General features: G+C 44.2%; 15 protein-coding genes. All 15 read left to right on the plus strand.

Annotation, left to right across the window (positions count from 1 at the left end):
• Positions 1-84 precede the first annotated feature (84 nt).
• The 15 genes from H8S07_RS13020 (at position 85) to uvrB (ending at position 13,612) form a co-directional block, all read left to right on the plus strand.
• Entirely contained in the window at positions 85-567 is a 483-nt protein-coding gene (locus H8S07_RS13020; protein ID WP_186856171.1) for a hypothetical protein, read from the plus strand.
• 177 nt (positions 568-744) lie between these two features.
• Positions 745-1,176 (plus strand): TIR domain-containing protein, encoded by a 432-nt coding sequence (locus H8S07_RS13025; RefSeq protein WP_173903444.1) that lies wholly within the window; start codon positions 745-747, stop codon positions 1,174-1,176.
• Between the two features lie 115 nt (positions 1,177-1,291).
• Positions 1,292-2,278 (plus strand): DUF3991 and TOPRIM domain-containing protein, encoded by a 987-nt coding sequence (locus H8S07_RS13030; protein ID WP_186856172.1) that lies wholly within the window; start codon positions 1,292-1,294, stop codon positions 2,276-2,278.
• A 15-nt stretch (positions 2,279-2,293) separates the two neighbouring features.
• The gene (locus H8S07_RS13035) at positions 2,294-2,605 is read left to right on the plus strand and encodes a hypothetical protein (RefSeq protein WP_186856173.1); all 312 of its coding nucleotides are present in this window, start codon (positions 2,294-2,296) and stop codon (positions 2,603-2,605) included.
• Between the two features lie 188 nt (positions 2,606-2,793).
• Entirely contained in the window at positions 2,794-2,880 is an 87-nt protein-coding gene (locus H8S07_RS13040; protein ID WP_101872451.1) for a DUF3789 domain-containing protein, read from the plus strand.
• 120 nt (positions 2,881-3,000) lie between these two features.
• Positions 3,001-3,987, plus strand: coding sequence for a DUF5688 family protein (locus H8S07_RS13045; RefSeq protein WP_186856174.1), 987 nt, complete (start codon positions 3,001-3,003; stop codon positions 3,985-3,987).
• On the plus strand, positions 3,984-4,646 hold the full coding sequence (locus H8S07_RS14530) for a plasmid mobilization protein (protein WP_243060418.1): 663 nt from the start codon (positions 3,984-3,986) through the stop codon (positions 4,644-4,646). The genes H8S07_RS13045 and H8S07_RS14530 overlap by 4 nt, the downstream gene beginning before the upstream one ends.
• Positions 4,647-4,664: 18 nt before the next feature.
• Positions 4,665-5,039 (plus strand): TnpV protein, encoded by a 375-nt coding sequence (locus tag H8S07_RS13055; RefSeq protein ID WP_118519678.1) that lies wholly within the window; start codon positions 4,665-4,667, stop codon positions 5,037-5,039.
• Positions 5,040-5,049: 10 nt separating this feature from the next.
• Positions 5,050-5,340, plus strand: coding sequence for a hypothetical protein (locus H8S07_RS13060; RefSeq protein ID WP_118519677.1), 291 nt, complete (start codon positions 5,050-5,052; stop codon positions 5,338-5,340).
• Positions 5,341-5,538: 198 nt separating this feature from the next.
• A complete protein-coding gene (locus tag H8S07_RS13065; RefSeq protein WP_186856175.1) occupies positions 5,539-6,261 on the plus strand; it encodes a TetR/AcrR family transcriptional regulator in 723 nt (240 codons plus the stop codon).
• Positions 6,254-7,828, plus strand: coding sequence for a hypothetical protein (locus H8S07_RS13070; protein WP_118519676.1), 1,575 nt, complete (start codon positions 6,254-6,256; stop codon positions 7,826-7,828). Before H8S07_RS13065 ends, H8S07_RS13070 begins: the two co-directional genes overlap by 8 nt.
• 421 nt (positions 7,829-8,249) lie before the next feature.
• A complete protein-coding gene (locus H8S07_RS13075; RefSeq protein WP_118519674.1) occupies positions 8,250-9,134 on the plus strand; it encodes an AAA family ATPase in 885 nt (294 codons plus the stop codon).
• Between the two features lie 190 nt (positions 9,135-9,324).
• The gene (locus H8S07_RS13080) at positions 9,325-10,458 is read left to right on the plus strand and encodes a plasmid recombination protein (RefSeq protein ID WP_243176034.1); all 1,134 of its coding nucleotides are present in this window, start codon (positions 9,325-9,327) and stop codon (positions 10,456-10,458) included.
• Positions 10,413-11,294: a site-specific integrase gene (locus H8S07_RS13085; protein WP_243060415.1), complete on the plus strand. Its 882-nt coding sequence runs from the start codon at positions 10,413-10,415 to the stop codon at positions 11,292-11,294. The genes H8S07_RS13080 and H8S07_RS13085 overlap by 46 nt, the downstream gene beginning before the upstream one ends.
• 335 nt (positions 11,295-11,629) lie before the next feature.
• Complete coding sequence (uvrB, locus tag H8S07_RS13090; RefSeq protein ID WP_118519673.1) at positions 11,630-13,612, plus strand: excinuclease ABC subunit UvrB; 1,983 nt, start codon at positions 11,630-11,632, stop codon at positions 13,610-13,612.
• The last annotated feature ends 70 nt before the right edge of the window (positions 13,613-13,682 follow it).

A 13,682-nucleotide genomic window follows, 5' to 3' on the forward strand; every position in this document is an offset into this window, starting at 1 on the left:
CAGTGGAACTAAAAAATTGTGGTGCTACAAGAGTTTATAGCTTTACTCATGATGAAATCGTTAAAGCGATAAGAGGATGGTAATATGGATTCGTTAGAAATTTCATATGATCATTATAAAGAGACGTGTGAATTAAGTAGGCAAGCGCAAAGTAGGAGAAATAAAAATTTTGTAATTTTATGTGTATTAGAGGCAACGTCATTTTTATTTTTAGTAGAACCTGAAAAAACTTATGAACTTATTCAGGAAGGAATACATCAAAAATTAAATATGACTGTACAATTAAGTAATACACTTATACAGACATTGCTATGGCTGATAATTACTTATGTGATGATTCGGTATATACAAGATATGTTGTATATAGAACGGCAATATAAGTATATGGAGAAGTTGGAAAAGCATATTGCTAATGAATTGGGAGTATTTGAACGAGAGGGGAAAAATTATCAAAAAAATTATCCAATGGTTCTTAATTTCATTGATTTGTTTTTTGAAATTTTCCACTCTGTATATATTTTCACTATATTAATTGCCAAAAAGAATATCGGCATTAACATCTTATAAAACAAATCTATAGCGTTGGTGAGTGATAGTATTTTATTTGTGGCAATTTTTATTATTGTATGGTTTTATTTCTTTGAAATACATTCTAAAATAACAAAATTTTGCAAGAAACATATACCGCTTGTAGAACGGGCTACAAATATTTTGAGAAAAATTCTTGAGGAGGTTTAGACGATAATGGCAAAGAAAAAAGTATGTTGTTCATTTGATTATGAAAACGATAGGCATTATTATAATTTGTTGGAAGCTTGGAATGAAAATGAAAATATAGATTTTTCAATAAATGATTGTACTCCGAGTGAGATTCAGAGTGAATCTATTTCAAAAATAAAGCAGGTTTTAAGTACGAAAATCGGCCAGGCAAATTATATGATAGCTATTATAGGAGAACATTCTAATGATGAACATCCAGATAGCGAAGAAATAGGATATAAAAATTGGCAAGCATATGAAATTGATAAAAACAATGAGAAAGGCAATGGTTTAGTAGTTGTCAGATTAGACAGCTCATATTCAGTACCAGATGAGGCATATGGAATAGGTGCGAAGTGGGTGTATTCTTTTAATTTAGATGATATTTTAGAAGCATTAGAAGAACTGAAAAATTAAAATAGATCATTTATACATAGCCAGTTGGTTCCAGCTCAAGGAATCACCTGGCTATTTTCATGCCTGGCTATTATTCCAATAATATCAATCCAAGGCAGGAAAGGAGATGAAAATTATGCCATATATACCACCATCAGTTGTGCAAGAGGTCAAGCGGATGGATTTGCTCACGTACTTGAAAAATTATGAACCATACGAATTGGTTCACTTTTCTGGCAACACCTACACTACCAGAACACACGATAGTTTGAAAATATCAAATGGGAAATGGATGTGGTGGAGTCAGAGAACCGGTGGCAGATCAGCACTGGATTATCTGATCAAAGTAAGAGGATACAGTTTTTTAGAGGCGGTTGAATTGCTTGCAGAACGGGCAAATATTCAGCCGCCTCTTTTTGTATCTGAGAATGTTCCGATGGAGAAAAAGTTACTGTTGCCAAAGAAAAATCAAGATGATCAGAAAGTGATTGCGTATCTTTTAGGACGTGGGATTGATAAGGAAATCATTCAGTTTTGTTTGGAGTCCGGAAGAGTTTATGAAAGTGCATTTCATCATAACGTAGTGTTTGTAGGGATGGATGAGAAAGATAATCCGAAATATGCAGCTCTTAGAGGAATCGGAACCAGCTTTATAGGAGAAGCAAATGGAAGCGATAAGAATTATTCTTTTTCCATTTTTGCAGAGAAATTCAATGATACGGTGCATCTGTTTGAGTCAGCCATTGATTTGTTATCCTATGCGACGTTGCAGAAATTAGACGGGAAAGAGTTGAGGAGAGAACATTTATTGTCACTGGCAGGTGTCTATCAGCCAGCAAAAGAAATTGAAAAAAGTAAAGTCCCTGCAGCGTTGGCCAGGACATTAAAAATGCATCCAGAGGTGAAGACAATCGTTCTGCATTTGGATAATGACCGTATTGGAAGACTTGCCACAAAAGCAATTTCTACAGTACTTCCGAAGCAATATCAGATAAAAGATGTACCACCAAAACAAGGAAAAGATTACAACGATCTGCTCTGCATCAAGTTAAATCTGGCAATTACCAAGAGAGAAAAAAGCATGAAAAAGAATATGTCTGGTCATGAAAAATATGAGAGATAGAAGGTGAAAAAAGATATGAAAATTGCAAGATATGAGCTGAAGGTTGTGTATAAGAAAGAACTGATTTTGATGATGGAAGACGATGTAGACAGCGAAAATCTGTTGAAGATTTTTCTGGAAACACAGTTGAAAGAGGAAAAAGAACAGAGTGAATTACTTGGAATTATTGCTGAAAAAGTGTCAGAAGAAAGCTGTACGGAGCAGTGTGAAAGTTGTCAAAAGTATTGTCCGGCAAGTGAAGAATGCATGGAAACTGATGAAAATGTACGATGCACAGAGTGTGAATATTTGTGTGAAACTTGCGGGATTTGTGAACTAAAAGAATAAAAAAGCATTTGCTTTTCGGCAAGTAAATCTTCTGATACCCGGAACCGTGAGACGGGTGCAGAAGAATACACAATACCAGCAAGCAACGCCTTTGGATTGCCACACAGGTTTCCTGTCTGTCAGTCCGGCGGCTGCTTGTTAGGGAGAATCCCTGTGACCCTCGGAAAATGAAAAAGGAGAAAGTAACAATGTTGAAGTTTATTTGTGGAGTATTAGTAGGTGGCATTATAGGAGTAGTGTTGATGTGCCTGTTGCAGATTAACAAGATTCAGTAGACAAAAAGAAAGGAGATACAAGATGCAGGTTGAAGTATCAATGAAAGACAAAAAGACAGCAGAAAGACGATATCAGGAATATTTAAAGAAAATGAACAAGAAGAAGGGAGAACAGAAGAAATGATTGCAAGAGAAATGATAGCAGAAAAAGTGTTTGCGGAAAGTGTAGCAAAGGACATCAGGAATTTTCTCCCAGAAAAATATGAGAATGCAGAATTTCAGGTAATGCAGATGAATAAAAATAATGGAGTCCAGATGATAGGAGTACAGGTAAGACTACAGGAAGAAAATGTGTGCCCAGTTGTTTATGTAGGGTCGTTCTTTAATGAAATACGTTTGGGTGAACCTGTTGAGAAAGTGATGAATGAAATTGCAAAATGCATGGAAGAAGCAGGCAATGTCCCGTTTGTGGACTGTGGTATCAACCCAATGGATTATGATTCAGTGAAAGAACATCTGGCAGTGATGCTTGTGAACACGCAGGCAAACAAACGAATGTTACAGGAAATGCCTCATGAAAATATGGAAGATCTGTCGGCTATCTGTTATGTGGATTTCCCGGTAGAGTCTAACGATGGAAAAGCGACTATGAAGGTGAAAAATGAACATCTTAAGATGTGGAATGTGGATGCAAAGGAAATATTTCGGCAGGCAAGAGTAAATACACAGCCTGTAAATATACCGATTCTTCAGTCAATGGACGAAATGTTGTTGAGTATTTTTAATGAAGAAGGACATGCAACAAATTTATTAGATGAAAATGTTGATTTTGGATTTCGTTCACATGATATGTTGTATGTACTTACGAATGTAGAAAAGCAATATGGGGCATCTATGATCACGCAGCCAGAAGTTTTAAATAAATTGGAACAGCTTTTTCCAGAAGGATTTTATGTGTTACCGTCATCTGTGCATGAAGTTCTGATCGTTCCGGATAATGGAGAGATGGAACCGAAAATGCTTGGTGAAATGGTACGGGAAGTAAATAAAAATGAAGTGGAACGGCAGGAAGTCCTTTCAGACAGAGTTTACAGCTACGATAAAGAAAAACACCAGATTCGCCAGGAACCAGATTCTATACAGAAAGTAAAGGAGCTGGAGCGTTGAGAAAACGTAATGTAGCAATCCTTTTTCGATTGAACAAAAAAGAAGCAGAGGTATTGGATAAGAAAGTAAAGAAAAGTGGACTGAACCGGGAAGCTTACCTGAGACAGTTGATTTCCGGTGTTGTTCCAAGAGACGCACCGCCACCAGATTATTATTCCATGATGCGGGAACTTCATAAGATTGGAAATAACTTAAATCAGATTGCACAGAAAGCACATGTGTTAAATGTGATAGATGCCGAGCAAGAAGCGGCGGAAAAAGCAAAGCGCAAGAAGAACCGGCAGCGTGAGAGCAATGCTGCGCATAGAGCCAAAACCAAGGCGGAACGCTGGGCGGCGAATGACGGGCATAAGTACCCGAAGCGTATCTGCGAACAGTGCGGTAAGGAGTTTTATCCGAACAGCACAAGGCAGAGGTTTTGCAACACCGACTGTACAAAAGCCCATCAGCAGGCAGAAAAAGAGAAGAAACGCTTTGCCGAAAAGGGAGAGCACACCTTCCGTCAAAAGGTCTGCAAGATATGCGGCAATCCCTTCTGGCCGTCCAACGGTCAGGAGGTGCTGTGCTCCGAGGAATGCAAAACCATCAATCGCAACCAAAGACAGCTTGCCTATTATCACCGTAAGCAATCCGGGCAGAAAGCCGGAGAAGCAATATAATTCAAGGAGGACGATACAATGGAAGAATTCATCACAGACGAAAGGACAGGCTTGCGCTATGAGCTTGTCGGGGACTACTATCTGATCGCCGGAGAGGACGAGCCGGAGGGCAGACCCATCGGCATTTGGGGACAGCGACACCTGCGATACATTCGCAAGCACAAGACCAGTCTGTATGCCGAGGTGCTGACCACCGGCAAGCTGAACGATTACCTTGCAGACCTCAATGAGCAGGCAGAAGCAATGCTTTCTCGGCTGGTAAAGCAGCTTTCCGAAAAGGAGGGCGTTATGGAAGCCCTCAAAGCGGAAAATCAAATGCTGTGGGTGCAGAGGATGAACAACATCCGCAGTGCTGCTATGGAAATCGTTGCAAACGATTTGATTTACTGTTAGGAGGACGGCTATGAATGTCAAGCTGGACGATTATGAGGTGCGAGTGCTGATAAACGGCTTGATACAGCAGCACAGGAGCTATGACGCAGAAACCAACGGTCAGATTGACTCACTCGCCCTTCGCCTGTGTGACATTGCTGAGGCAATGAAGCCGGGGCGAAAGAAGAAAATCCCCTTTGAGCCGGTAGAAATCAGAGTAATTTGTCAGTGCCTTATGGAGTGGCGAAATCGAGAGATACAGGTGAAAAGACACGGCGCAGTGGATGCTATAAATGAACTGCTGATACGGTTTACCCGCTAAAGAGAAAAGTCGCTGTCAACAGACGGCGGCTTTTCCTTTGCGGGTAGTATTCAAGAAGTCATAAAGTTCCGTGAGTAATGGAAGAAGCCAGCGTTTGCGGAAATGTCACAATTTACGGAGGTAAAGTTTCAAATACCGCTTGCCTTTTTGTACTTGCTATGATATTATTAGTATACGTACTAAAGCGTTTAAAGAGAGGTGATATATTTGCGGAGAGACAGCAGTGGAACAAAGAGGAAAATACTGACCGTGTGCGTCCGTCTCTTTCTGGAACAGGGGTATAAAAACACCTCTGTCAGTCAGATTGTGGATGAAGCAGGTGTTGCAAGAGGAAGCTATTTGAATCTGTTTCCCACCAAGGATAAAATTTTGCTGGACTTGACCGAAACGATGTTCGGCGGACAGTTCGGCGTGGCAAGAAGCATTGCAGACAGCAAGCTGCCGCCAGTTTACGCCTATGCGGTGGAAACGGCGATCCAACTGACACTGACTGAACTGAATGAGAACCTGCGAGAAATCTACATTGAAGCCTATTCCCTGCCCGACACGTCGGAATATATTTACCTGCAAACCACAGCAGAGCTGAAGCAGATTTTTGGTGAAAATTTTCCCGATGATACCGAGAGCGACTTTTATGAGATGGAAATTGGCACGGCGGGATTGATGCGCAGCTATATGGCGAGAAAATGTGATATTCATTTTCCGTTGGAACGCAAGCTCAGTCGCTTTCTGACGGCGGCGATGCGGGTGTATCGTATACCGGAGGAAGAACAGGCAAAGGTGCTTGCCTTTATTCAATCACTGGATATTGAAGCAATTGCTACAGAGGTTATGTATAAGCTGTTTGCAATGCTGGAAATGAAATACGATTTTAAGCTGTCAAAGGACAGCAAAGGAAAGGAGAGGAAACTATATGAATAAGAAAATTTTGAGCGTTGTGCTCATACTGTGCGTGATGCTGGCTGTTATGCCTATGACGGCATATGCGGCGGATATTGCGTTTTGTTCTAAATGCAACCGGATACAAACAGTAAGGTTGACTTATCAATACTCAAATGATGAATGGCACATATGCAATGTTACATGCACGGTGTGTAATAATATATGGTTTTACGGAATGTCACACAAATGGAGCGGAACGGCGACTTGCACAAGCGGAAGGACATGCACGGAATGCGGCGGATCTTCCGAACCGCTTGGGCACGACTGGGGCACTTGGACGCAGAACAGCGATGAAAAGACCCACACCCGAATCTGTAAGCGTGACACCAGCCATACGGAAACCGAGAATTGCCACGGCGGCACGGCCACCTGCACCCAAAGAGCAACATGCACAGTTTGCGGTGCGGAATATGGCGATGCTCTGGGACATGATTTTACTACCAGTTGGACACATGATGATAACGAGCACTGGAAGCAGTGTTCCCGTTGCGATGCAAAGGATGACGTAAGCCCTCATACTTGGGACAGCGGTACGATAACAACAGCGCCTACCTGCACAAAAGCGGGCAAAAAGACATATAGCTGCACCAAGTGCGACGCAACAAAAATAGAGCCGATTCCAGCTACGGGCCATAGCTGGAAGTCCGATTGGACGTCCGATGCAACGCATCACTGGTATGAATGTGACAATAAAAACTGCGATGTGACGGATAACGCGGGAAAGAAAGGCTACGCGGAGCACTCCGGCGGCAAAGCGACCTGCACCCAAAATGCCGTCTGTGAGTTTTGCAAGGCTGAGTATGGCGAAAAGCTGCCCCACGACTTCACGGCGGAGACAGTGGATGCAAAGTACCTGAAATCCGCCGCCACCTGCACGGAAAAGGCAGTCTACTACAAGTCCTGCGCAGTCTGCGGTCTGAGCTCCGAGGGCACGGCGGATGAGGCGACCTTCTTCTCCGGCAATGCGCTGGACCACAACTGGGGCGCTTGGACGCAGAACAGCGATGAAAAGACCCACACCCGAATCTGTAAGCGTGACACCAGCCATACGGAAACCGAGAATTGCATCGATGCAAACAAAGACCACAAATGTGATATCTGCGATTATATAATCAGCGAGTGTGCAGACGATAACAAAGACCACAAGTGTGATTATTGCGGCAAGAAGCTGACTGAGCACACCGGCGGGAAAGCGACCTGCAAGGACAAGGCAAAGTGCGAAGTCTGCGGTGCGGAATACGGTGAGCTTGATGCGAAGAACCACACCGACTTAAAGCACTTCCCGGCAACTACGGCGACCAAGACCACCGAGGGCAATATCGAGTACTGGTACTGCGAAGGCTGCGGTAAATATTACAGCGACAAGGACGGTACAAAGGAAATCAAAAAAGCCGACACCGTAACGGCGAAGCTGAAGGACGATTCCAAATCTTCGCAGACCGGCGATACAAGCAACCTTGCTTTGTGGATTGCCTTGCTGTTTGTCAGCGGCGGTGCAGCCATTGGCACAACGGTTGTCAGCAGAAAGAAAAAGTACAACAGATAATTGAATAGCGTTCCCTTGCCCCATCTTCCGAGCAAGACAAAAGCGTCGTAGCGATACGGCGCTTTTTTGTTACCCGGAAGCGACAAACAGCGGCTTTTGAATGGTTGGCGGTAAAGGATACCGCCGCTAAAACAAAGCCGCTCATATCGAAAGAAAACGCCCAAAATCGCCCCGAAACTATACAGTGGGAAACGGTTTTGGGCATTTCTGCGTTTCGGGAGCAAATCGGCAGTGAAAAGGAGGTGCTCGCTATGCCCCGTATGCCGAAATACCTCAAGGAAGAATGGGCGTTCTTTCTTGATGAGCGTGGCAGGAAGAAATACAACGAGCTTTGCAGGAAATGCGAAAGGAGCTGCAAGCAGAGCTTCCGTGCCGCCGTTATCCAATGCCCACACTATCTATCGAAAAGGAGAACAAGACAATGACAGACTATGCGAACAACACCCCAGCAAAGCTGGAAATCATCAAGGCAAGCGAGATTATACCCAAGGAGGTGCTCTGGCTGTGGTATCCCTATATCCCCTTCGGCAAGGTCACACTGCTGCAAGGCGACCCCGGTGACGGCAAGAGTAAGCTGATGCTTTCTCTTGTCGCTTTGCTTTCCAAGGGTGCGCCGCTGCCCTTTGCCGATGAGGACGAACAAGGCGAGCCGATGACGGTTATCTATCAGACCACCGAGGACGATGCAGACGATACCGTTGTGCCGAGATTTAATTCGGCGGGCGGTGACGGTGATAGGCTCATCTTCATCAAGGAGGACGAAAAGAGCCTGACCTTTGGAGATGACCGTATCCGTGAGGCCGTGGAGAAGTACAACGCCAAGCTGCTGATCCTCGACCCAATGAGTTCATATATCGGTGACACCTGCTCGATGAACAACGCCAATGAAACGAGAGCCGAGTTCAACCACCTGATTGCCGTTGCCAAGGACACCGGCTGCGCCATCGTCATCATCGCCCATATGAACAAGGCGAAGGACACAAGCCCCCTCTATCGCACCAACGGCTCTATCGACATTGCCGGTGCAGCGAGAAGCATTCTTGCTGTCACACGCACGGCAAACAAACAGAACCCCGCTGAGCGTTATCTGGTGCAGGTCAAGAGCAATCTTGCGCCGATGGGCTCGGCTATTCTCTTTGAGGTAGCCGACAAGGGCGTGAACTTTCTTGATGAGCTGGAGCTGAATGCGGAGGATGCTTTCTCTGCTTCTGCGCCGAGGATGGGCAGACCGAATGCCTGTGAGGAAGCGGCAACGGACTTTATCCGTTCCCTGCTGGCGGGCGGTAGGCGGCTGGCTTCCGATTGAGAATGGGCAGGAAGTCACGGACGAGGACGACCTGCCTATTTGATTGAGGTTTTGAGGGAGGTCAAGGGAGGAAAGCCCTTGCCCACGACATCTTTGCAGCGAAGCTGAAAGTGTCATAGTGGGTTACGCACTTTGAAAAAGTTGCGTAACCCGCACCCCCCTCCCTTTCCGCTGACTGGAGGTGATGAGAATGGCGGAAGGAAATTGGAGCGTTATCCGAGTGGAGAAAATCTCCGCAGAGGGAGCGCAGAAAACCGAGCGACACAACGAGCGCAAGAACGAAAGCTACGCAAATCTTAATGTGGACACCGAGCAAATTGCCCGCAATGTTCACTTTAAGGACACCGGCGGTCTGACCTACAACGAGTATTTCCAGCGGCTCATTGATGAGGGCAAAATCTCCACAAGAGGACAGAAAGCCGGGGCAACGGTCTTTAACGAGCTGGTCATTGATGTGAACACAAGGTACTTTGAGGAGCACGGCGGCTACGAATATGCCAGGCAGTTCTACGAGGAAGCCTACCGTTTGGGCTGTGAGATTTACGGCGAGGAGAACATCGTGTCGGCGGTTATGCACGCCGATGAAATCAACAAGGCGGTGTCCGAAGAACTGGGCAAGCCGGTCTACCACTACCACCTGCACATCGTGGCAATCCCCACCGTCAGAAAAGAAATCTTGTGGTCGAAACGCTGCAAGGACGAAGCCCTGAGAGGAACGGTCAAGGAGGTCATCAACCAAGTTTCCCACTCGAAGAAATGGAAGAACGCCGTTCCTCTGCTGGACGAAAACGGGCAGCAGGTTATCAGCAAATACGGAAAGCCGATGTTCCGCAAGTCCTACTCCGTTCTGCAAGACAAGCTCTTTGAGCATATGACCGAAGCGGGTTTCACCGGCTTTGAGCGTGGCGTATTGGGCAGCACAGCGGAGAATTTGAGCAGCCTGGATTATCAAATTCAGAAGGACAAGGAACGACTTGCCCACATTCAGGAACGCATTGAAGCCGAGCAGGTACGCTATGAACCTGCTCACGAAGTCCGCAAGACAATGGCAGAGATTGAGGGTATGGGGCAGAAAACCATCACCGGCAAGATTTCCGTTTCCAAGGACGATTATCAACAGCTCACGGCACTTGCCAAGGAGGGTATCACAAGCCGCAGTGAAATCCAAGATTTGAAAAGCAGCGTTTCCTACTATCAAAGGCAATATTTCAATGCGTCCTCTGCCGTGGAACGATTGCAGGAACGCTATGACCGGCTCAAAAAAAATGCCAGCCGTTTTTGCAGGCACTGGAACACTTCCCAAAGCTGGTGGAGGTCTTTGTAGAGAAGGTCAAGGAGCTTTTCAGTATCAAGGAAGCACAGGAAGGAATCAATTTACCGAAGAAAATAAAAAAGACAGAGTATCGTGTCCTGAAAATTGACGAGAAGAAAACATTGACACTTCCGCAGGTGCTTCGGTTGATTGAGGCAAGCAAGGAGACACCGATTCATATGCAAATTCTGTTTGCGGTATTGATGGGACTCAGAAGAAGTGAAATAAATGGTCTGAAATACAGTGATGTCGATTACATTCACAGGATGTTGAGAGTAGAGCGTCAGTTGGGAAAGAAGCCAAACAGTAAAGCAGAAGACTGTGCACCTAAGATGCTGACAAAGCAGGAAATTAAAACAAAAACACCTGCTGGTGTGCGTGAACTTCCAATACCGGATTATGTATTTGAAGCAATTCTGGAAGAACGGAAAACTTATGAGAAGAACCGCAGACGCAGACCAAAAGAGTTCCGGGACTGGAATTATATTTGTTGTTCTACATATGGGAATCCAAGGAGTAAAGGTTTTCATCAGAAATACTATAAAGACTTGTTGAAATCCTTGGATTTGCCGGATATTCATTTTCACCAGTTGAGAAATACCTATGCAACTATTTTGCTGAAGAATAGCTTTAATTCAAAAGGTGTTTCGCATTTATTGGGACATGCCAAGGAAATCATATCAGTAGATGTCTATGGAGATACGCAGGAAATCATAGAAGACTGTCTGGATGTATTGGAACCATTTATTGAAGAAGTTATTCCAAAAGAGAGGAAAGATCAGTATTATGATTATTCAGAAGTGATTGAAATAGACTTAATTCTGGAGGAATATTTCAACGCAGCATGATAAAAAATAGAATAGTAGTAAGATAGAAAAGTACAAATGAGAATCGAACGTTTGTACTTTTTTCTTGCTTTCATCTATATACTTTCAAAAAAATGTTTGATATAATAGGGACTGTTACAAGAACAAACAGTAAAAATATGACAGAACCGGAGCCTAGTATCATCAGGCATTTCCGAGTGCTGTTTTATCCGCAAAAATGAATTTTGTGACTTTTATTCGTAACGAAACAAAAATGACCTCTATTCGAGACAAAAATAAGCATTTCGTTACGAATCTGATTACGAATTTTTGGCTGATAGTGATCGTACTAAAAGTCATAAATGGAGGAATTTACCATGAATGAGTTCAAATTAAAAGCCCCATATGAGCCAACCGGAGACCAGCCACAGGCGATTGCAGAGCTTGTGAAAGGGTTCAAGGAAGGTAATCAATGCCAGACTTTACTAGGGGTTACGGGTTCTGGAAAAACTTTTACGATGGCAAATGTGATTCAGCAATTACAGAAGCCGACGCTTGTCATCGCTCATAATAAGACGTTAGCAGCTCAGTTATACGGAGAGTTCAAGGAGATGTTCCCCGAGAACGCAGTGGAATATTTTGTATCCTACTATGATTATTACCAGCCGGAAGCCTACGTTCCGTCATCCGACACTTACATTGCGAAGGATTCTTCTGTAAATGAAGAGATTGATAAATTAAGACTGTCGGCAACAGCGGCGTTGATCGAACGGAGAGATGTAATCGTAATTGCCAGTGTATCCTGTATTTATGGTTTGGGCGAACCGGAGAACTTTGAGCAGATGATGGTATCATTAAGACCGGGAATGGAGAAAGACCGGGATGAAGTACTGCGTCAGCTGATAGATATTCAATATGACAGAAATGATATGGATTTCAAGCGTGGAACGTTTCGTGTGCGGGGAGATACAGTAGAGATTGTGCCGGCAGACCGTGGGGATACTGCGATCAGAGTTGAGTTTTTCGGGGATGAGATCGATCGGATTTCAGAGATTGATATGCTTACCGGTGAGATTAAAAATACATTGAATCACATTGCAATATTTCCGGCTTCTCATTATGTCGTTCCAAAGGAACGTATGGAGAAAGCAATTCATGATATTGAGCTTGAATTGGAAGGCCAGGTGAAATATTTCAAAGGCGAAGGAAAGCTTCTGGAAGCACAACGTATTGCGGAACGGACAAATTTTGATGTTGAGATGATGAGGGAGACTGGCTTCTGTTCCGGAATTGAAAACTATTCCAGACATCTGGCAGGACTGCTTCCGGGACAGCCGCCGAATACGCTGCTGAATTATTTCCCAGACGATTTTGTAATGATGATTGATGAGTCGCATAAGACAGTTCCGCAGATTGGTGGAATGTATCATGGAGATCAGTCGAGAAAACGTACCCTGGTGGAATATGGTTTCCGTCTGCCATCGGCACTGGATAACCGTCCGCTTAGTTTTGATGAATTTGAAAATAAGATTGACCAGGTACTTTTTGTTTCGGCTACGCCAGGCACTTACGAAGAAGAGCATGAACTTCTCCGGGCAGAGCAGGTAATCCGGCCGACCGGGCTTCTGGATCCTGAGATTGTAGTGCGTCCGGTAGAAGGACAGATTGATGATCTGATTGGTGAAGTGAATAAAGAGATCGTAAAAAAGAATAAAGTACTGATTACAACACTTACGAAACGAATGGCAGAGGATCTGACCGATTATATGCGGGAAGTAGGCATCCGTGTAAGATATTTACATTCGGATATTGATACGCTGGAGCGTACAGAGATTGTCCGTGATATGCGACTGGATGTCTTCGATGTGCTTGTCGGAATCAATCTTTTGCGTGAAGGTCTGGATATTCCGGAGATTACACTTGTGGCAATTCTTGACGCGGATAAAGAAGGATTCTTACGTTCAGAGACGTCACTGGTACAGACGATCGGCCGTGCTGCGCGTAATGTGGAAGGACATGTTATCATGTACGCGGATACGATCACGGAATCTATGCAGAAAGCGATGGATGAGACGTCAAGGAGACGTGAAATCCAGATGAAATATAATGAAGAACATGGAATCACACCAAAGACGATACAGAAGAGCGTCCGTGATCTGATCAGTATTTCAAAGAAAGTTGCTGCATCTGAGATGAAGATGGAAAAAGATCCGGAGTCTATGAGTGCAAAGGAACTGGAGAAGCTGATCGCAGATGTGACAAAGCAGATGAAGAAAGCGGCAGCAGAGCTGAATTTCGAAGCGGCAGCAGAGTTGCGTGATAAATTAATAGAATTAAAGAAGCTACAGAAGGAAGAATAAAGAAAAATGGCAGATAAAAAGCCAGATAGAATAAAAAATGCAGCAGCTGCAGAAACAATTAAAATAAAGG

The sequence above is a fragment of the Dorea hominis genome (assembly GCF_014287705.1).
Taxonomy (GTDB): domain Bacteria; phylum Bacillota; class Clostridia; order Lachnospirales; family Lachnospiraceae; genus Dorea_D; species Dorea_D hominis.